The organism is Paenibacillus sp. FSL R5-0887, assembly GCF_038002305.1.
In the GTDB taxonomy this organism is placed as follows: Bacteria; Bacillota; Bacilli; order Paenibacillales; family Paenibacillaceae; genus Paenibacillus_AQ; species Paenibacillus_AQ odorifer.
Genome location: NZ_JBBOCE010000001.1, coordinates 2077379 through 2097707 on the forward strand (window position 1 = coordinate 2077379; position 20329 = coordinate 2097707).

The 20329-nt window shown below is 44.0% G+C and carries 18 protein-coding genes; 1 reads left to right on the forward strand and 17 read right to left on the reverse strand.

Features of this window, described 5'->3' with window-relative positions; genetic code table 11:
* Positions 1-58 precede the first annotated feature (58 nt).
* From MKY14_RS09275 to sleB, 16 genes are all read right to left on the reverse strand, one after another.
* Positions 59-319, reverse strand: coding sequence for a stage V sporulation protein S (locus MKY14_RS09275; RefSeq protein WP_019910496.1), 261 nt, complete (start codon positions 317-319; stop codon positions 59-61).
* A 199-nt stretch (positions 320-518) separates the two neighbouring features.
* Positions 519-1313, reverse strand: coding sequence for a TIGR00282 family metallophosphoesterase (locus MKY14_RS09280; RefSeq protein ID WP_076218617.1), 795 nt, complete (start codon positions 1311-1313; stop codon positions 519-521).
* Positions 1314-1524: 211 nt separating this feature from the next.
* Complete coding sequence (gene rny, locus MKY14_RS09285) at positions 1525-3069, reverse strand: ribonuclease Y (protein ID WP_370510565.1); 1545 nt, start codon at positions 3067-3069, stop codon at positions 1525-1527.
* 316 nt (positions 3070-3385) lie between these two features.
* Positions 3386-4111: a regulatory protein RecX gene (locus MKY14_RS09290; protein ID WP_340976367.1), complete on the reverse strand. Its 726-nt coding sequence runs from the start codon at positions 4109-4111 to the stop codon at positions 3386-3388.
* A 110-nt stretch (positions 4112-4221) separates the two neighbouring features.
* The gene (gene recA / locus MKY14_RS09295; RefSeq protein WP_076127879.1) at positions 4222-5286 is read right to left on the reverse strand and encodes a recombinase RecA; all 1065 of its coding nucleotides are present in this window, start codon (positions 5284-5286) and stop codon (positions 4222-4224) included.
* Positions 5287-5586: 300 nt separating this feature from the next.
* Positions 5587-6873, reverse strand: coding sequence for a competence/damage-inducible protein A (locus tag MKY14_RS09300; protein WP_036688393.1), 1287 nt, complete (start codon positions 6871-6873; stop codon positions 5587-5589).
* Positions 6874-6981: 108 nt separating this feature from the next.
* Entirely contained in the window at positions 6982-7569 is a 588-nt protein-coding gene (pgsA, locus tag MKY14_RS09305) for a CDP-diacylglycerol--glycerol-3-phosphate 3-phosphatidyltransferase (RefSeq protein WP_036688397.1), read from the reverse strand.
* Positions 7570-7724: 155 nt separating this feature from the next.
* Positions 7725-8216, reverse strand: coding sequence for a YajQ family cyclic di-GMP-binding protein (locus MKY14_RS09310; RefSeq protein ID WP_076127877.1), 492 nt, complete (start codon positions 8214-8216; stop codon positions 7725-7727).
* A gap of 210 nt (positions 8217-8426) precedes the next feature.
* Positions 8427-8588 carry a hypothetical protein gene (locus MKY14_RS09315; protein WP_169744781.1) on the reverse strand — a complete coding sequence of 54 codons (162 nt, stop codon included), beginning with the start codon at positions 8586-8588 and terminating at the stop codon, positions 8427-8429.
* Positions 8589-8667: 79 nt separating this feature from the next.
* Positions 8668-9600 (reverse strand): helix-turn-helix domain-containing protein, encoded by a 933-nt coding sequence (locus MKY14_RS09320; RefSeq protein WP_339187533.1) that lies wholly within the window; start codon positions 9598-9600, stop codon positions 8668-8670.
* 93 nt (positions 9601-9693) lie between these two features.
* Positions 9694-10461 carry a DUF3388 domain-containing protein gene (locus tag MKY14_RS09325; RefSeq protein WP_036688406.1) on the reverse strand — a complete coding sequence of 256 codons (768 nt, stop codon included), beginning with the start codon at positions 10459-10461 and terminating at the stop codon, positions 9694-9696.
* A 177-nt stretch (positions 10462-10638) separates the two neighbouring features.
* A complete protein-coding gene (locus MKY14_RS09330) occupies positions 10639-10902 on the reverse strand; it encodes a DUF3243 domain-containing protein (RefSeq protein WP_036688409.1) in 264 nt (87 codons plus the stop codon).
* A 137-nt stretch (positions 10903-11039) separates the two neighbouring features.
* On the reverse strand, positions 11040-11807 hold the full coding sequence (ymfI, locus tag MKY14_RS09335; protein ID WP_036688412.1) for an elongation factor P 5-aminopentanone reductase: 768 nt from the start codon (positions 11805-11807) through the stop codon (positions 11040-11042).
* The gene (gene yfmH / locus MKY14_RS09340) at positions 11808-13088 is read right to left on the reverse strand and encodes an EF-P 5-aminopentanol modification-associated protein YfmH (protein WP_076179904.1); all 1281 of its coding nucleotides are present in this window, start codon (positions 13086-13088) and stop codon (positions 11808-11810) included.
* A gap of 2 nt (positions 13089-13090) precedes the next feature.
* Positions 13091-14329: an EF-P 5-aminopentanol modification-associated protein YfmF gene (gene yfmF / locus MKY14_RS09345; protein ID WP_340012748.1), complete on the reverse strand. Its 1239-nt coding sequence runs from the start codon at positions 14327-14329 to the stop codon at positions 13091-13093.
* Positions 14330-14505: 176 nt separating this feature from the next.
* Positions 14506-15372, reverse strand: coding sequence for a spore cortex-lytic enzyme (gene sleB, locus MKY14_RS09350; RefSeq protein WP_076127869.1), 867 nt, complete (start codon positions 15370-15372; stop codon positions 14506-14508).
* A 172-nt stretch (positions 15373-15544) separates the two neighbouring features.
* On the opposite strand from sleB, the gene MKY14_RS09355 reads away from it, so the two are divergent.
* Positions 15545-17509: an AraC family transcriptional regulator gene (locus MKY14_RS09355; protein WP_340010491.1), complete on the forward strand. Its 1965-nt coding sequence runs from the start codon at positions 15545-15547 to the stop codon at positions 17507-17509.
* An 89-nt stretch (positions 17510-17598) separates the two neighbouring features.
* Here MKY14_RS09355 and MKY14_RS09360 read toward each other — a convergent pair whose 3' ends face one another.
* Positions 17599-20259 carry an FtsK/SpoIIIE family DNA translocase gene (locus MKY14_RS09360; RefSeq protein ID WP_076127865.1) on the reverse strand — a complete coding sequence of 887 codons (2661 nt, stop codon included), beginning with the start codon at positions 20257-20259 and terminating at the stop codon, positions 17599-17601.
* Positions 20260-20329 lie beyond the last annotated feature (70 nt).

Consider the following 20329-nt stretch of genomic DNA (forward strand, 5'->3'; position numbering starts at 1 on the left):
ACGAAAAGCAAAAAACCTGTTTACATAAGTAAACAGGTTCATCCGTTCTATGCTTCTATTATCTGGGTTCTACAATCAATTTAATCGCGGTTCGATCCTCTCCATCAATCACAATGTCTGTAAATGCCGGAATGCAGATCAAATCTACTCCGCTTGGTGCAACAAATCCCCGGGCAATGGCAACTGCTTTGACTGCTTGATTCAGTGCTCCAGCTCCAATAGCTTGTAATTCGGCCGATCCACGTTCACGAAGAACACCTGCTAAAGCGCCGGCGACGGAATTTGGATTGGATTTAGCTGATACTTTTAATACATCCATAGTAAGTACCTCCCCTGGGAAAATAATGGTGTTCTTCCACTACTTTAGATGTTATTCGCGAGAGAAGAAATAATTCCTTCTTTTTGCGGACTACTCTGGAGAAAATGGTACAATAGATACTCTTTTTCGATATAATAAATATCACACTTTACCCTTATTCGGCGAAATTACCCGGAAAATCACTTATCTTATCCTACTACTAGCTCATTACCCATTCATCTTCACGTAGCCGTATTTTCTCCAGACGGATAGCCGCGCCAGTATTCTCATCTAACTCTGCAAATAAACCGTGAAGCTGCCATTTGCCTTCATCAACAACAAATCGTGCTGGAAGCTGTGTAGTGAACTTATAAAGTACTGCATCTCTTTCCATACCCAGAATCCCTTCGCTTGAACCAACCATGCCCGCATCGGTCAAGTAAGCCGTTCCACCCGGCAAAATCACATCATCATTCGTCTGAACGTGAGTATGGGTCCCTACTACAATTGATGCGCGACCATCCATGAAATAGCCCATGGCGATTTTCTCAGAGGTAACCTCTGCATGGAAATCAACGAGAATGCATTTATGATCTCTACGTAGCTCTTCCACAATTTCTTCACCCACACGGAAAGGACAATCAATCGCAGGCAAAAATGTACGGCCTTGCAAGTTAACTATTGCCAGCTCTTTGCCGTTACCTTTAACAACTGTATATCCTCTTCCCGGTGTTCCTGGAGGAAAATTAGCAGGACGGATAATCCGGGCCTCGTCGTCGATAAACTCGAAGATATCCTTGTTGTCCCATGTGTGATTGCCCATGGTGATTCCGTGAACACCCCAGTTAAAAAATTCATTTGCGATCGCTTTAGTAATACCTCTACCGGCAGCAGAATTTTCACCGTTAACTATGATTATATGTGGTTGATATTTGCTTTTTAATGAGGGCAACATCTCCCGAAGTGCCTTCCTGCCTACACTACCTACGATATCTCCAATGAATAGTACTTTAATGTTTCTCTCCTCCTAATCTTAACCTCTGCATCTAGCGGAAAAGTCTTCATATTTAAAAGAAAAAAGGCCCCGCTTAGGGGCCAATTTTCATCAAATATAAGAAAGTATAAGTTATATCTTATCCTTTAACCTTATATTCCTAGCAGAAACATATACCAGGAAACGATCATAAATATCGTTATTTCCGAAGCGTATGTTATCTACTTATTGCCTATTTAGCGTATTCGACAGCCCGTGTCTCACGAATAACGGTAACCTTGATATGTCCTGGATAATCCAGTTCACTTTCAATCATCTTCGTAATATCGCGAGCAAGACGGAATGCCTCTGCATCGTCAATCTTCTCTGGCTGTACCATCACGCGCACCTCACGGCCCGCTTGAATAGCAAATGATTTCTCAACGCCTTCGAATGACTCTGAGATTTCTTCCAGTTTCTCTAGACGTTTAATATACGTTTCCAGTGTTTCACGGCGAGCACCAGGTCTAGCAGCCGACAATGCGTCAGCGGCACCAACCAACATAGCAATAACCGAGGTAGCTTCGCAGTCTCCATGATGAGATGCGATACTGTTGATAACAACCGGATGTTCTTTATATTTCTTCGCTAGTTCAACGCCGATCTCAACATGCGAACCTTCCACTTCATGATCCAGCGCTTTGCCGATATCATGGAGTAATCCTGCACGTTTTGCAAGCACGATGTCTTCCCCAAGCTCACCGGCCATCAGTCCTGTTAAATAAGCAACCTCCATGGAGTGCTTCAATACATTTTGACCATAGCTTGTACGGAATTTCAGACGCCCCAGAATCTTGATCAAATCTGGATGCAAACCGTGAACGCCCACTTCGAAAGTAGCTTGTTCACCATATTCCCGAATCCGTTCGTCCACTTCTTTGCGGGATTTCTCCACCATCTCTTCAATACGAGCGGGGTGAATACGTCCATCAGCCACCAATTTCTCAAGTGCCGTACGGGCCACTTCACGGCGGATTGGATCAAATCCTGACAAAATAACTGCTTCCGGCGTATCATCAATAATGAGGTCGATACCTGTAAGAGTTTCCAAAGCACGAATATTACGGCCTTCACGACCGATAATCCGACCTTTCATCTCTTCATTCGGCAACGTAACAACTGAAACCGTTGTTTCCGCTACATGATCAGCTGCACAGCGTTGGATAGCGAGTGTGATGATTTCACGGGATTTCTTATCCGCTTCTTCTTTCGCCTGCTGTTCAATTTCTTTGATCATTTGTGCCGTTTCATGGCGAACTTCTTGCTCAACATTGCTAAGAATGATACTTCTTGCATCTTCGATGCTTAAATTGGAGATACGTTCCAATTCAGTGACTTGGTTTTTGTAAATAACATCAATTTGCTGTTGGGTTTCATCAATTCGTTTCTCTTTGTTAGCTACTTGTTCTTCTTTTCTTTCAAGCGATTCCATTTTTTTATCCAGAGATTCTTCCTTTTGCAGCAAACGTCTCTCTTGCCGTTGGATTTCATTCCGACGTTCACGAGTTTCTTTCTCAGCTTCAGTACGGATTCTATGGACTTCGTCCTTAGCTTCCAATACTGTTTCTTTCTTCAGCGCCTCAGCGTCCTTCTTCGCATTCTCAACGATGACAACGGCTTCTCTTTCTGCGCTTTGGATTTTAGCTTCTGCAAGGGATTTACGAATAAAATAACCGAACCCAAAGAATATTGCAGCTACAACGAGAACGATAATGACCCAGATCCATGATTCCAGCATCTGTTCACCTCCTCGTTGGTTCCTCTCCAAGGTATATCCCTGGGAATTGTGCAGTTGTTTAACTATCCGTTCATCACCATACAAAAAACCGGTAAACAACCGATTGCCATACTGCACATGCTGCACATGCACACTGCCCGCCTTATCCGGCGATTACATTTCATATGAGTTGTACGTGAACCGTTTAAAACAGTCTCCTTTTTGGGAAGGAAAAAGGATTCTAATTTTATGCCGATTCATGTTATATTTTATTATTTATAAAAAGACATTGTCAAGAGAGTCGATATACGCATTAATGTCAAGAGAATCAGTGATTCTAGTAAAACTCCTCATCTTCACCTTCATAATTGTCTTCCGCAAGTAAAGTATTGATCACTTGGCGAACCATATCGCCCGAAAATCCACGGCGCATAAGGAAGGCTCCAGTCTTTCTTCGCTTATCTGAAGCTTCTCCACGGATGAGATTCCATTTCTTGCGCCCAGTTTCGAGTGCACTCTCCAGCTCTTGTTCAGGAGTAATATTCTCCAAAGCTTCCGATATAAGGGTTTTGTCTATCCCTTTCTCACGTAGCTCTTGTCGAATCCACATCTTCCCTTTCCGCTGGTTCGCTATTCGTTGCTCTGCCCATTGCTTAGCATATAAAGGGTCATCAAGAAGTCTTTCCTCCTGCAGCCGCTGCACCACTTCCGCAATAATAGTCTCTCCTATTTCCTTCTGGCGTAAACGGCGAGTCATTTCCATAGCGGTGCGTGGTTTACGTTCTAGATAACGGAGGCCTTCTACATAAGCTCGTTGACGCTCATCAGCTACAACAATTTCCACCAAATCAGCCTTCATAAAAGAATTACTAGTAATCATTCGATATTTAATCATGACGTCCTCGTGCACAGTCATGTTATATGCTCCGAAATGTATGATATAACGGTGGTCAGATTTCTTTTGACGTTCTACTTTAGTGATCTCTAAGAGTTCTCCTTCAGGAAAATCAGATAACACCTGCTCATCTTGTTCTTCTGCTTCAAAATCCAGTTGTATTACCATAGTTGTTTGTCACCTCGTAGCAATAGATCGGTTATCGTCTTACTTTCGTTACTTGTTAAGAAAAGACACCCTGCAACAATCAATCACAGGGCGTCCTATTGCTTAATATACTATTCGATTTCGAGAAGCAATTTCTCTTCTTCTTCTTGCTCTGCAATAATATCTTCATTCTTCGGCGCAGCAACAATAGTGGATAAATTACTTGCTTCACGGATCTTATTCTCAATAATAAGGGCAATATCCTGATGTTCCTTCAAAAACTGTTTAGCATTCTCACGGCCTTGACCGAGACGCTCGCCTTCGTAGGAATACCATGCACCACTCTTATTCACGATATCCATTTCAGTACCGATATCTACAAGACTTCCCTCTTTGGAAATCCCTTCACCGTACATAATATCAACATCAGCCTGTTTAAAAGGAGGGGCTACTTTATTCTTCACAATCTTGATCTTAGTACGGTTACCAACCACATCGTTCCCCATCTTGATGCTCTCTACGCGACGTACATCTAAACGTACAGAAGAGTAGAATTTCAATGCACGACCACCCGGAGTTGTCTCAGGGTTACCGAACATAACACCGATCTTCTCACGAAGCTGGTTGATAAAGATAGCGATCGTATTGGATTTGCTAATGGCACCAGAAAGCTTACGAAGTGCTTGAGACATCAAGCGAGCCTGCAATCCGACGTGGGAATCACCCATATCGCCTTCAATTTCAGCCTTAGGTACCAAAGCAGCAACGGAGTCAACGACAATAATATCAACGGCTCCACTACGAACGAGTGCTTCGGCGATTTCCAGCGCTTGTTCACCCGTGTCTGGCTGAGAAAGCAGCAACTCATCGATATTTACGCCCAAGTTACGTGCATATTTCGGATCAAGCGCATGCTCGGCATCGATAAATGCAGCTTGTCCGCCTTGTCTTTGCACTTCTGCAATAGCATGAAGAGCAACTGTTGTTTTACCTGAAGATTCCGGTCCATATACTTCAATAATACGTCCCTTTGGAAGTCCGCCTATACCTAACGCAATATCAAGTGCCAAAGATCCGCTAGGTACAACTTCCACTTGCATATGCGTGGATTCTCCCAGTTTCATTACCGAACCTTTACCAAATTGTTTTTCTATTTGACGAAGCGCCATATCAAGCGCTGCACGACGATCTGACAATCAGACCACTTCCTTCACTGTTTATAGTAATATAATAACGTGTTTTTAAGGTCTTGCCAAGCTTTTTTTCGAACATACATTCGTTTTTTTTGTCTTGGGCGTTATTTATCCCTTTTATTGTAAGCCTCCCTCCGGAGATAGAAGTTAATTAAATTCCCCACTTCACCGGACATCAACGACTTATGATCATGAGTAGTCATCGTGATCAAAATCTCTGCAAATATACAAAAAACCGCAGCAAAGAAATCTCAGTGCCACGGTTCTTCCGTATGTGTTTATTATAACTGGGCTAATCTCCCATTACAAGTCTGAACCCTCAAGAGGTGTCTCCACCTTGCGTTCCTCAAGTCTCCGCCACAGACGATACAGCAGAGCCTTTACAGTACGCAACCGGATATTTTCCCGTGTACCTTTAAGATTAAGCTCATAGACCTCTGTCTTACGTCCCCGTTCAGCCAAGCCGATAAATACAAGTCCAACAGGCTTGCGCTCAGAATAACCCGGTCCAGCCACACCCGTAACAGATAAGCCGAAATCGCTGTCTGCAATCATTCTCACTTGGTCAGCCAACACCTCGGCAACTTCTCGACTTACGGCTCCAGGAGCATTGGGTCCCTCCAAATAAGCACTTGGCACATTCAGTAGCTTTTTCTTTAGGTCATTCGAATAGCAGACGATTCCGCCGGCAAACATCGATGCACTGCCTGGAATATTTGTTATGCTCTCCATCAGCAAACCTCCGGTGCAGCTCTCTGCCGCACTTAAGGTCAGGCCGGCATCCGCCATCCAATCCACAATCAATTGCTCCAGCGGCACATCAATGTTCGCATACAAATGTTCCGGCAAAATCTCCTTGATTTGTTGTTCCAGTATCTCCAGCTTTTTTGTAGCTTCATGCTCAGAAGGGGCCTTTGTCGAAATACGAACAGTTACCTCTCCCTCTTTGGCATACGGAGCAATCGTTGGATCAGTCTGACTGCGAATCAGTTCGATGAGCTTGTCCTCCAGCAGTGATTCTCCGATGCCGGCAAATTTGAGCATTTTTGAATAAAGCGGTGTTTCGTTCGTCAAGGCGTGCTGCTGTAGCCACGGTACTGCTTTATCAACGAACATCGGTTTCATCTCACGAGGTGGACCTGGAAGCACAATATAATATTTCTTCTCATGCTCAAAAGCAATCCCAACCGCAAGACCGATTTCATTCGGCAACGGTGTAGTTCCTTCAATTATAAGTGCCTGTTTGCGGTTATTTTCGGTCATAACGATCTTACGATCATCAAAGAAACGTTGTACATGATCCATCGCCAAACGATCAATATGGAGCGTTCTACCTAGCGATGCAGCCAGTGCGTCTTTAGTCAGATCATCCTCAGTGGGGCCAATTCCGCCCGTAAAGATAATAACGTCAGCCCGACTCTGAGCGATCTCGATGGCTTGCTGTAGGCGGCTGCTGTTATCACCGACAACGGTTTGAAAGTATACATCGATCCCGATGGCAGCTAGCTCGATAGACAAAAACTGGGCATTACTATTCACGATTTGACCGAGCAAAAGCTCTGTCCCTACTGCAATAATCTCCGCTTTCATACCTGGCTTTCGCCTCCTCGTTATAATGTAGGTACACTGCTTTTGGATTTCAAAAAAGGTAATAGGTGCTTCACCTATTACCTTTCCTTGTATATCCAGCTTACATGCTTACGCATTATGCAGCTGTAGCAGATCCTTATTCTTCACAAAATAATCAATTCCAGAATAAATAGTGATCAGCGCTGCGGCCCAAATAGCAATATCGTCTACAGGAATACTGACAAATTGAAATGGGAAATTATTCAACAACAGCAGTGAGATCGCAACAATTTGTACAACCGTCTTTATCTTGCCCCATTTGCTGGCGGCAACCACTTTTCCCTCTAGCAATGCAATCTGGCGAAGTCCGGTGACTGCAAACTCACGACTGATGATTACAATAGCAATCCATGAATCGCATCTGCCCAGCTCCACAAGTGAAATCAGAACTGCAGATACCAGCAGTTTGTCCGCAAGTGGATCAAGGAGTTTACCGAGATTGGTGACCATATTATATTTCCTAGCAATGTAGCCGTCTATTCCATCCGTGCTGGCCGCAAGCAAAAAGATTACAGCTGCTACCAAATGATTAACAGATAGCTGAAACGAGCCCCAATGTATCGGTTCTGGATAAAAACTGAAATCCACCAGTAAAAAAAACATCATAATCGGGATCAGGCAAATACGAGCTAGCGTGATGCGGTTGGGCAAATTCACTGAAGTTTTCCTCCCCTAAATCGTTCATACAAATTGCCTAAATCAGGCTAATCCATTTCTACTTAAGCAAGTATATTATAGCAATAAATAGGTGTCAAAAAAACAGAAAGCACCCCGCGTTGTTAGTGCTAATAAGCACTGCGGGGCACAAAATTCTATTTCATGTTCATGAATTGTAGATCCAGCGGCAAATCAGCTTTACGCAAGATCTGAATAATCTGCTGCAAATCGTCGCGGCTCTTACCGGTCACACGAATTTGATCCCCTTGGATCTGGCTCTTCACCTTTAATTTTGAATCACGGATCAGAATATTAATCTTTTTCGCATTCTCCTGATCAATGCCTTGCTTAAGCCCTAAACGTTGACGTACAGATCCCAGGGAGGCCGGTTCTACTTTACCGAAATCCAGATTTTTTAGGGTAATGCCTCTTTTCACCATCTTTGATTGTAAAATATCAATAACAGCGTTGAGCTTATATTCGTCTTCAGAGGCGATTATAAGTGCGTCTTTCTCCAGCTTCAGACTGCTTTTGCTGTTCTTAAAATCAAAGCGGTTGTCGATCTCTTTCTCTGTTTGGTGAATAGCATTCGTTAACTCCTGCATATCCATTTTGGATACAATATCAAATGAACATTCTGAACTCATTAAACTCCACGTCCTTTATACAATTAGTCTGCTACTATTATAAGAGAATGGTACTATTAAGTCTAATTTTGGATAAATCATTATGTAGCTCACCCGACATAGAAAACAGCCCCACTAAGTGGAGCTTTTCCTTCGAGTGAGTTTGGTTCAAAGGGTAGAAACACGTCTCCACCGGAAGTACGCCGTTGGAGACGTTCATTTCTACAGCTTCTATCTGCTTCGGACCGGATTACGAAACATATCCAGAATTCCTAGCACAATATGTGCAATACCGAATCCGAGAATTCCGTATCCCCAAGCACCTGGTGTCAAATAGTATCCGATGAGACTGACAACAACCCCAAGGCCAGCTACAATCCAGCTAACTGTCATAAGATGTACACCTCACTTTGGCTAAAACTGAAAACATTCTTATGTTCTCCCTAAAGCCAAAGTCTATACATCCTATTTGTTATTCGCCTGTCCCTTCACTTTGGGTACCTTCACTTCCAGAACCGTCGTCAAGATTAAGCAGGAGACGTGAGGACGTCTTCTCATCCGTGATTACTTGACCATTTACGGTAATCTCAGTTGCTGGGGAATACCCAGACTTAATATACATGCCTTCACTGCCCAGAACGAAGTTCATAGTTTCTCCTGCTGCTGTATTTCCGAAGGAGAGTTTTTCACCTTTAGAGTTCTCGCCTTTGTAAACTTCAAGCCAGCTTACTCCGGATGCAACAATCTCAACCTTAACTTCGCTTCCGGCAGGAGCTGTAACCTTAAATTTCGTTGTTTTGCCTGACTTCCCATCTGGTGTAACCGTGATAGATTGAGGAGACGGCGTTGGTGTCGGTGTTGGCGTAGGCTCCGTAGTTGGCTCAGTAGTTGCTTCTGCACCTGCCGAGGAAGTAGGCGCTACTACACCGCCTCCTGATGCGGGTGGAGATGTTTGTGCTGTATTAGGATCCTGCACATTATTGGTGATATTTGTTTGATCAACTTGATCAGGGTCTGCTTTGTTTAAACTAGAAGCATAAATGTAAATCACTACAATAATCAATATAGGGAATGTCCACATCAGCACCGTTGGCAGCCATTTTGCATTCCGTTCGGTTTCGGGTCTACGGCTGCGCTTTTGAATCACCGTCTCCATGGTCGTGTCTGCGGGTGGTGCAGGTACGTTCCCATGCTCCTCGAGCAGTTCGTCAGGACTCATGCCTACTGCTTCTGCATACGTTTTGATAAACGCCCTCACATAAAAACTTCCTGGAAGCACCTTGTAGTCTCCAGACTCGATGGCTTCCAAATACTTTTTGCGAATTTTTGTTACTTCCTGGACATCGTCAAGACTCATCCCTTTTTGCAGACGTGCCTCTTTCAATTGCCGGCCCAGTTCCGACATACCATCACCTCCTGTAAGTTCTATGAATGTAAACTTCCTTAACCAGCTTTATAAAAAAACATGCTCGGAAGTGTATTCTTCATCGTTTGTGTTCTATAAATCATCACTGTAGCTCGTCGTAAATGACTCGTACAAGATTTCTTCCGTTGGATTATTCCGCAGCTCAATAATAATATCAAAGTCATCATAACTATACTCAGATTCGCGTACGAAAATATCTGGATGCTCAATAACCTTTGTGCTTGGCATGCTCATAACATTTTGCAATAAATTATAATGTTTCTCATTAGAGCGGATCGTACTAACTATACCATCAATTATAAATACATTATGTGGGTTCATCTCATCTTCAGCCAATTGACTGCGCACCGTCTGCCGCAATAATGTGGAGGAGACAAATGTCCAGCGTTTCATAGCACAGACACTGCCAGCTATAATGGATTCCGTCTTTCCTACACGGGGCATACCACGAAGTCCTATAACCTGATTCCCATCTTTTTTAAACAGCTCACCGAGAAAATCAACCAATAGACCTAGCTCATCGCGGGTGAAACGAAACGTCTTCCGATCATCTGAATCCCGTTCAATATATCGCCCATGGCGCACAGCCAGCTTGTCCACGAGCCTTGGAGACCGCAGAGCTGAAACTGTAATATTATCAACTTTTTTGAGCATTTCGCCCATCAGCATAATTTTCTCATCATCATTGGTCTCCAGCAACATTCCGCGAGTTTTTCCTTCAACTCCATTAATCGTCAGAATGTTAACTTCCAGCATCCCTAACATTGAAGCGATATCACCAAGCAGACCGGGTCTGTTCTTGTGAATCTTGTATTCCATATACCACTGTTTATATTCCACTTGTACACCTCATAGATTCCTTTTCCCTACCCTTTGCCAATACAGCAAAAAAAGCTGCCCCGGCAAAGCGGTCTTTTACACGGGTCATGTTAATGATATATAAAATAAAAATGAAAGGCAAGGTCAGTCCTGTAATAATTGCAGAAAAGCTCCCACAGGGGGAGCTTTTCCGCAAGCTTAGGCGTTGTCTTTCGCCAACTTGACCATGAGTTTAGCAATCGTTTGCTTTTCTTCATCGTTGCCGACATCCCATAGCTCTTTGATCGCACGGTTTTGAGTGTTTGCTGGATCCACTTTTTCATCAAGGAATTCCCCGATTTCAAAAGCCAGCTTTGAGATTGTATCTTGACTCATCCCAAGTTTCTCCGCCTGTACAACCCGTTTACCTAGGAATTTCTTCCAGGTGTCAAAATTTTTGATTACGCTATCGTCTTGTGTCATCTTAAATCCTCCTTCATGTTTACGGTCAAACACCTGCATACAGGCTGTAAGCCGCCTTACGAGAGATTAAAAAACAACACTTATAATATGTCTCAGACGATAGATTCTTATGCTGGAGCTTTTCTCCAAGTTAAGCATTAAGTAATCCAGCCACCGTTAGGGCTAATGATCTGCCCAGTAATATACCCGGATTCAGGCAATGCTAAAAAGTAAATCAGTGAGGAGATCTCGTTCGGTGTAGCCAAACGTCCCGCCGGAATCTCATCCTCCAGCATCCGGACCTCATCCTCCTGTAGGTTAGACAACATATTCGTATTAACCGCTCCTGGAGCTACCGCGTTCACAGTTACGCCAGAAGGTGCTAGTTCCTTGGCTAACGCCTTAGTAAACGCATTTACTCCGCCTTTACTGGCTGAATAAGCGACCTCGCAAGAGGCTCCCGATATTCCCCACACGGAAGAAACGTTGATGATTCGACCATAACGCTGGGATACCATGTACGGCATAAAAATCTGGCTGCACATAAAGGTACCTTTCAAGTTAATGGCCATAATATCGTCCCATTCCTCTTCACTCACATCAGCCAGCATCCCATAATGAGATTTACCGGCATTATTGACAAGAATATCCGGCTGCATTCCATTACTTTCAAGCTTCTCCGCCATTCGTACAATCTGACTGCGATCCTTCATATCCGCATTTACAGTCATTACCTTTGCTCCAAGGGCCATACAACGCCGAGCGACATCATTAGCAGCTTCATGTGAGTGCTTGTAGTGAATAACAATATTCATGCCTACAGAGGCAAACCGTTCTGCAATGGCGCCACCGATTCCCCCGCTGCCCCCTGTCACCAGAACTGTCATTTCTCCTAATGGTTTGTTGCTCTCTCCCAAAAGCGCCATTTAAGGACTCACCACTAGTGAAACAGCGAGCTGCTCCCAATTTACATGGGCATGTAAACGCTCATTCACTTCAGCTAAAGTAATCGATTCGTAAATAGGCAGAACTTCAAACAGGTCACCACCACGGAATTGGTAACGTGTAAATTCATGTGCGATACTTTCAGGGGAGTTCAGCATGCGCAAATATCCGCCTATTTTCTTTTTCCGTGCCCGCTCGAAGTCCTTCTCAGCAAAGCCAGACTTTAAGATCTGATCCACTTCTTCTTTAATTCGTTTTAGCAGCAAATCCGGGTCCTTGGTATCTCCACCCATAGCTGAAAAAGCATATTGTTCTGAACTATTAAATTCATGGCCAAAGCTGTCTGAGATCAGTTCTTCATCATAGAGTTTTTGGTACAACGCTGTGCTGCTGCCAACCAGCAAATCAAGCATAAGCTTTGTGGCGAGATCACGCTTAAGCGCAGCTTCGCCTGTAAGACCATCAACTTTTTCCTTAAATCCAAACATAATCTTAGGCATCGAAACAGCGAGTTTGCTTTCTAAGCGCTTCGTAGCGACTTGTTCCGGCTCCTCTTCAAAAATACGCTTAATCTCACCTTGTTTACCATAAGATTTCCCCTGCTGATTGCTGCGAATCAAGGAGAATACCTTCTCCGGATCCACACCACCCACTACGAACAACAGCATATTGCTGGGATGATAAAAAGAGTTGTAACAAGTGTACAGTGTTTCTTTCGTAATCGTACTAATCGACTCTATAGTTCCGGCAATATCAATCCGAACCGGATGTTTCGAATACATCGCCTCAATAAGGCCAAAGTACACGCGCCAGTCTGGATTATCTGCATACATATTGATTTCTTGACCAATGATCCCTTTTTCCTTTTCTACATTTTCATCCGTAAAATAAGGTCGTTGTACAAAATCAACGAGTGTACTAAGGTTGGTCTCTATGTTCTCTGTTGCCGAGAAAAGATAAACCGTCTGATCAAAACTTGTAAAGGCGTTAGCTGAAGCTCCATTTGAGGCAAAAGTGGCAAAAATATCGCCTTCTGGCTCTTCAAACATTTTGTGCTCCAAAAAGTGAGCTATACCATCAGGAACAGTGGTCTCTTCTCCACCTGCGACATGAAAATGGTTATCTACAGAACCATATTTAGTTGCAAATGTGGCGTAAGTTTTTTTGAATGTTGGTTTTGGCAATACATAAACCTGAAGCCCATTCTCCATCACCTCATGATAAAGGGTCTCTTGAAGTCTGTCGTATTGAATCTGTTCCATCTCTATTCCTCCTTCCCTGTCAAGAAATAAATCGTATCCAGCTGAAAGGTCTCCGCTGCAGCTTTTACTTCCCCTGCACCGATTTGTTCCACCTCTTCTAGCAGCTGATCCGCTGTCCGTTCTTTTCCTGACAACTGGCGGTTGAAGTCGTAAGAGATCATCTCAAAAGCAGAATCCGGAATCTCGGAAAGCTGATTGCGGATCATGGCTTTGGTCTGGCTTAACTCCAGATCACTGATATTGCCAGCTTTCATCTCTTCCAGTTGTTTCTCTATAATTTCAACAGCTTTGTTGTAATTTTGCGTTTCAATACCTGATTGTATCGTTCCAATCCCCTTGTGACCGTCATAGCGTGAAGAAGCATAGTATGCAAGACTGGCCTTCTCCCGTACATTGACGAAGAGTTTGGAGTGTGGATACCCTCCTAATATTCCGTTGTACATAAGTGCGGACGCATATGTATCGTCCTTATACGTAATCGATGTGCGCAGACCCATGTTCAACTTGCCCTGACTGACATCCAGCTTCTCCTCTACCGTCCGCACCTCGCTGACGGATACTGGGACAAACTTGGAGCTATATAAGCCCACCTCCGACTGAATGCGTCCGAAGTGCTGCTGCACAAGCTTTTCAACTTCCTCAGTAGTCGTATCTCCCACAACATAGAGATCCAAAATAGCTCCATCCAGCCATGAGTTATAAGATTCGTACAAACTTTTTGGGGTAATCCGATCCAAATCTGCTCTTTGACCCAGTGGATGAAGACGATAGGGCTCGTTACGGCACATTTCTTCGATACAGCGTTCCGCAGCATAACGAATCTTATCATTTACGATAGATTCCAGCTTCTTGCGCACTGTTTCACGCTCTGTTGCAACATAGGAAGAACGGAAGCTTCCATCCTCCACCAACGGACGGGTCAGGACTTCTCCTAGGAAAGCAAAGGATTGTTCAAGCAAGCTCTCCTGACTCTGCACGAAGGAGTCATTAATGGTGTCCATGCGAAACTGAACAATCTGATAATCGCCTCTTTTATAAATATCAAAACCAAATCCAGCGCCATACAGCTCCTCCAAACGCTCGCGGAATTGAGTAGTCTCTGGATAAGAAGCGGTACCTCTGCGGAGCACAAATGGGGCAAGTGCTGTAGGGGTTACCGTATCCTCATTAAGTGGGACGCCGGCATAAAGTGAGATGGCGTAGGTCTTGAACGCCTTGGTAGGCATCACGTGAATACGCATACCTGCAACGTTGCCATGCTGAAATACATTATTAGTCAAGTCCAAAACTCCTTTACCGCGTGGATAGTTGCTCATTAACATGTTTATGAATTAATAACCATTCTAAACCATTCCAAAGTAAGGAAGCAACCGGATGCCTCTTCCCGGTTGCTCTCTGGATTTACTTCTTTACTTATCTACATACAGAAAATATGCTGGCCGATAGTCTTGACCTGTGGACGAGTCCAAATCCATTTGGAGGTCGCCGTTTTAGGGTTGAAATAATACAAACACCCACCCGAAGGATCCCAGCCATTCAGCGCTTGCTGCACTGCTTTTCGTGCCTGCTCATTTGGCTCCAAATAAATCTGCCCGTCAGCTACAGCTGTAAAAGCTCCCGGCTGAAAAATAACGCCAGACGGCGTATTTGGAAAGCTCGGAGATTTTACCCTGTTCAAGATTACTGCAGCAACAGCAACTTGTCCTTCGAAAGGTTCACCTCTTGACTCACCATAGACGGCATTAGCCATAATTTTGAGATCATTTTCTGATAATCCCATCGTATTCCCTGAAGACAGAGACGCTGAATCCGAATTATTGGTTGTATTTGTTTTGTTACCGGTGTTGTTGTTTGCTGTATTATTTCCGGTTGCTGAAGCCGACTCTGTCGGCTTCCAGTTCTTAGTTGCGTTATACAATTTCAGCTTAGTCTTAGCGCCTACGATGCCATCAGACTTCATTCCAAACTTCCATTGAAACCACGTTACTGAATTTTTCGTTTTCGGACCAAACTGACTGTCTATTTTCCCTTCATAAAAGCCCAGATGTTTTAAACGTCCTTGCAACTCATAAACATCCTGACCAGAAGAACCGAGTTTAATCGGAGTCGTGCTGAAGGCAGGCAAGGCCTCTTCTTCAGGATGATTTAGTTCATGGACAAATGACGCAGCAGCACTTTGCTTGGTCTGTAGTATGCCATTACCCTGGAGCAGCATTCCTGCAAACGGCGCGGCAGCAAGTGCAAGGGTTAAAGAAGCAAAGATCCACAACTTATGTTTCTTCATAGGGGTTCGCTCTACCTTTCTTTTGTGAGTTCTGCATGGATGGCTAAAGTTATTATGACGACTGTCAGGACATCCTATGCATTACTAAAAAAGAAGTAATAGCGTTTCATTGTAATTGAGAATAATTATCAACTATAATCGAAATAAGAAAACGTTGGAGTTGATATTAATCATGAATTTAAAGGACCACATTTTATTGTGGAACCACGCATTAATAGAAATTATTGATATACGCCATACTTTTCAACGATCAAGTGATCTGAATTCACATTATCAGCTGCCCTCAAGCGCATTCTTGTTGATCATAAACGGCAAAGCCGAAATACTGATTAACGAGATCCCGCATGAGATCGGCAACTTTCATATCCTTCATGGTGGAAAAGGAATGAACATTCAATTTTTACGCACGGAGGAACTACTGGAGTATTACTTAATTTTATATAAAGCAAACCTTTCACTCGCCTCACGCAACAATCTAAAAGCAATTATGGAACACAATAATCCCTTTAATCTTCAATATGGATTTACGCCTACTAGTCCACTGCCCTTATTTGATAAGATGGAGAACATGTTTACTGATTGGGGCAAAACAGGTCTTTTGGATCGGCTGCATGTTAAAACACTGTTTTATCAATGGATTTATGAGCTGCTTAGGCAGCTGCATACGCTGGAAACACAGTTAATACAACCTGATCCGCTAGATCAAGCAATTCGCTATATGCAGACTTATTATAAGGAAACCTTCTCTCTTGAAAAATTAGCTAAAGCGGTAAACAGCAGCCCTAGAACATTATCCAGATTATTCAGAACACGGCTGCAGACTAGCCCTGCTCAGTACTTAATCAGCATCCGCATGGAAAAATCGAAAATACTGCTCCTGAACACTGAGGCGAGCTTGCATGACATCGCAATTGCAGTAGGTTATCCTGATGGCTATTATCTAGGAAAAATGTTCAAAAAATATTACGGAACCTCCCCTGTCCGATACAAAAATAAATTGATCACCCAACCCAGTTGGCGTGATATGCCATCCCAAGGTGCACAAATTGACATTGCCCGAACACAACCTCTCCGTTATATTGATTATGATAATCATTATCAATATAACGGAGAAGGGGAATTACCAATGTTTAGAAATGCCAAACCATCCTTACTGCTCACCCTGTTATTATGCTTTACCATAGTGTTAAGCGCTTGTTCCACGGGAACCACAAATTCAAATGCGTCAAGCAATGGGACACCAACCCCCTCAGCAGAAACAAGTACAGGAGCAAATACAGACAAAGCTGCTGTCGAAGCACAAACCCGGATAATTTCCACAGTTAAAGGAGACATTGCCGTTCCCACTAGTCCACAAAGAGTCGTAGTTCTTTATTTGCTCGGTGATGTACTGGCTCTAGGCATTAAACCTATAGGTGTATCCGATGTATCCGAGGGTGCTGCATTTGAAGATGAGCTAAAAGATGTGCAAAAGCTTGGCACCTGGTTTGAGGCTAGCCCTGAAGCAATCCTTGCTCTAAATCCCGAACTAATCATCGTGCCGTCAGAGGAAACTTATGAAGCCCTCCACCAAATTGCACCAACAGTGTTAGTTCCGTATGAAAAAATGTCAACAGAAGAACGGGTGTCCTTTATTGGACAAGTCGTAGGCAAAGAGGATCAAGCAAAAGAATTATTTACTGATTTCCATAAAAAAGTTGAAGACAGCAAACAAAAGCTGCAAGAAGCTGGTATTCTGGATCACACAATATCCATCATGGAAGGTGGAAAAGACAACAGTATGGCTGTTGTGGCAAGCAAACAATTCGGACGTGGTTCGCAAATCATTTATGAATATTTAGGCATGAAGGCGCCGGAAATCATTCAACAGAAAATAGATACGGCGACTGGTGCGGATGGCGAATCCGTATCCTTTGAAGTCCTTGGCAAATACAGCGGTGACTATATCTTCCGCTCCTCTTATGATGGTATGGCTGATCTGACCCAAAACCCAATTTGGAACAATATCCCTGCCGTGAAAGAAGGCCGTTTGATGGAAATTGATTTTGGATTAGGTTATTACAGTGATATCTATTCTCTAAATGTGCAACTGGATTATATTGTTGAAGCTTTGCTTGCTGCACCAAGAGTCAAATAAGTACTCAGGATACAAAAAAGAGATAGTCCACTTCATAAAGTGGCCATCTCTTTTGCTGTCTATTGAAAGTTTCGACGGGCTTGTCCAGCTTAGGAGCTGATCTTGTTATGCTGATATTGCTCAAGTGACACCAGTACCTCACGCGGCTTGCTGCCCTCGTAAGGACCGATGACCCCACGAGCCTCCATAGAGTCAATCAACCGGGCTGCACGGGTATAACCGACACGCATTCGACGCTGTAGCAGCGACACTGAAGCCTGCTTAGCCTCCAGTACAATTTGTACGGCCTGCTCGTATAATTCATCCTGTGGCTCCTGATCCTCAGTGATTGTATCATCCACTTCAGGAACGATGGACTCATCGTATTCGGCTTCACCTTGACTGCTGACATATTGAACAATAGTCTCTACTTCTTGGTCGCTCATAAAAGCTCCCTGTACACGAATAGGTTTAGATGCGCCCATTGGCAAGAACAACATATCACCTCGGCCTAACAGCTTCTCTGCACCGGGCATATCCAAAATGGTACGTGAATCCACATTGGACGATACGCCAAAAGCGATCCGGGATGGAATATTAGCTTTAATTAAACCTGTGATTACATCTACTGAAGGGCGTTGTGTAGCGATAATTAAATGAATTCCAGCCGCCCGCGCCATTTGTGCAAGTCGGCAAATTGCATCCTCGACATCATTGGCTGCAACCATCATCAAATCCGCAAGCTCGTCCACAATAACAACGATATACGGGAGAATTGCCGCTGGATTCTCAGCCATTAGCTTATTATAACCTTCCATATTCCGTGTTCCCGATTTGGAGAATAGCTCGTAACGCTTCTCCATTTCCACAACAATCTTCTTCAAAGCAAGACTTGCCCGCTTGGGATCTGTGACAACCGGAGCCAGAAGATGGGGAATTCCGTTATACACATTCAGCTCTACCATCTTAGGATCGACCATGAGGAATTTGACTTCATCAGGTTTAGCTTTGTATAAGATGCTTGTTATAATCCCGTTGATGCAGACAGATTTACCGGAGCCTGTTGCACCGGCCACCAATAAATGGGGCATCTTAGCCAGATTGCCAATAATGGTCTGGCCGGAAATATCACGGCCAAAAGCAATCGATAATCTGGATTCAGCCTCCTGAAAAATCTGTGTTTCCATAACTTCGCGCATGGTAACAATAGACACCTCAGAGTTCGGAACTTCTATCCCAATCGCAGATTTACCCGGAATCGGCGCTTCCATCCGAATGTCTTTGGCTGCAAGTGCAAGGGCAATGTCATCCGTCAGATTTACAATACGGCTAACCTTAACCCCAATATCCGGTTGTATCTCATACCTCGTAACCGCTGGGCCTCTTACTACCTCCAGCACCTTAGCCCGTACCCCAAAGCTTTCAAGTGTTGCTTCTAACTTACGGGCTGTCTGCATATAATCATTCTGATCTCCAGCTTTGCCACCATTGTTAGGTTTGGCTAGAAGACGGAACGATGGCAGCTTATATGGCTTCGGTGGCGGTGGTGCTGGAGGAGCGGGAATAATCTCTCCATCTGGAGAAGCACCTAGCAGGCCTTCCAAGTCTATGCTTACATTCTCCTCAGACTCATCCGCAGGCTGCTGCTTAACGGCATTAGGTCCGGCTACAGCAGGTTTAGCTGCTTCACCACGAGCTGCGGGTGAGAATTCACTCCACTCTTCCCGGTCTTCTTCGTTTAACCCTTCTGAACGGATATGTTCAAAGAAGTCACGAATAATAGGCGTCACAGGTTCAATATCCAGATCCGCATCATCAAAATCATGATCGATATCGTCTAATGGAATTACATGACTATCTGGAGTTAATCCCGAAATAATCGGACCGGTTGAAGCACTTGTCACAATTGGACCCTGATCGTCATCCTCAGAATCTGCTTCCACCTGTGAACGCGTGGAGCCTGAGAACCAGCCAGATATTTTTTTCAAAAGGACAGGTTGTTTGCGATTAGGCAAATACCGATCGTCTTCGTCTTCTTCCTCCTCGTCATCATAGACAGGCTGCTTCACCTGCCGAGCTTTAGCTGGAGCAGCGGCTCTAGAAGGTCTGGCCGCTACGGGAACCGCCTTAGGACGGTTTGCAGCATGGAGACGAATCCCCTCCACAAACTTAACCAAGCGCACTCGCAAAAGCGTAAAAATCTCCACATAGGACAAGTTGGTAATTAGCATAAAGCTGATCGCCAGCATGACGATCATAAGCAGCTTAGCGCCCAGACTACCAAAAAGCCATAACAGCGCTGCATACTCCAACCCGCCAATGTACCCTCCGCTTATATCCTTACCCAGCATATAGACATTGCTTTCGTTCGAGCCAGGTGAAAGTGATCCCGAAAGATCATTATGTATTTGTGTCATTACATTGCCAGGATGTAACAAAGACAACGGGCCAAGCTTCTGCTCCATTGCAGATATTGTGCTCATAAGGCACATAGACAATAGAAGCAGAAGCACGCCAGTATGCCTGCTGTTCCACGAGGAAGGCCATCTTCGATGGATCATCACCATAAGTCCATAAAAAATGCCGATAAGCGGCAACACAAAATAGAATCTCCCTAATAAGTAACCCGCCATACTTGAAAGTGAGCGCCCTACGGCTGCTTCACCAGACAGTGCAATGACGGAAATAGTTATTAATAAAATTCCATATATTTCATATTTCAAAACGCTGCCGAGCAGCGCTTTTTTCTTCTTCTTTTTTCGTTTAGCCACGCCAGCCACCCCCGGAACAACATTATACCATATAATGGCGTGGCGTACCTATGTTCTCTTTTGTCAGAAA

What these genes read in the sequence shown, in the direction of transcription:
- yfmF (WP_340012748.1), bottom strand. Translation starts at nt 14,329, where the DNA reads ATGCGTATTCACGTGATGCCTACCAAGGCGTTCAAGACCTACGCCATC.
- MKY14_RS09290 (WP_340976367.1), bottom strand. Translation starts at nt 4,111, where the DNA reads ATGGTAATACAACTGGATTTTGAAGCAGAAGAACAAGATGAGCAGGTG.
- MKY14_RS09355 (WP_340010491.1), top strand. Translation starts at nt 15,545, where the DNA reads ATGAATTTAAAGGACCACATTTTATTGTGGAACCACGCATTAATAGAA.
- MKY14_RS09275 (WP_019910496.1), bottom strand. Translation starts at nt 319, where the DNA reads ATGGATGTATTAAAAGTATCAGCTAAATCCAATCCAAATTCCGTCGCC.
- MKY14_RS09320 (WP_339187533.1), bottom strand. Translation starts at nt 9,600, where the DNA reads ATGTCGGAACTGGGCCGGCAATTGAAAGAGGCACGTCTGCAAAAAGGG.
- rny (WP_370510565.1), bottom strand. Translation starts at nt 3,069, where the DNA reads ATGCTGGAATCATGGATCTGGGTCATTATCGTTCTCGTTGTAGCTGCA.
- ymfI (WP_036688412.1), bottom strand. Translation starts at nt 11,807, where the DNA reads ATGGCGCTTTTGGGAGAGAGCAACAAACCATTAGGAGAAATGACAGTT.
- sleB (WP_076127869.1), bottom strand. Translation starts at nt 15,372, where the DNA reads ATGAAGAAACATAAGTTGTGGATCTTTGCTTCTTTAACCCTTGCACTT.
- MKY14_RS09315 (WP_169744781.1), bottom strand. Translation starts at nt 8,588, where the DNA reads ATGACAGTTAGCTGGATTGTAGCTGGCCTTGGGGTTGTTGTCAGTCTC.
- MKY14_RS09300 (WP_036688393.1), bottom strand. Translation starts at nt 6,873, where the DNA reads ATGAAAGCGGAGATTATTGCAGTAGGGACAGAGCTTTTGCTCGGTCAA.
- MKY14_RS09310 (WP_076127877.1), bottom strand. Translation starts at nt 8,216, where the DNA reads ATGAGTTCAGAATGTTCATTTGATATTGTATCCAAAATGGATATGCAG.
- MKY14_RS09330 (WP_036688409.1), bottom strand. Translation starts at nt 10,902, where the DNA reads ATGACACAAGACGATAGCGTAATCAAAAATTTTGACACCTGGAAGAAA.
- yfmH (WP_076179904.1), bottom strand. Translation starts at nt 13,088, where the DNA reads ATGGAACAGATTCAATACGACAGACTTCAAGAGACCCTTTATCATGAG.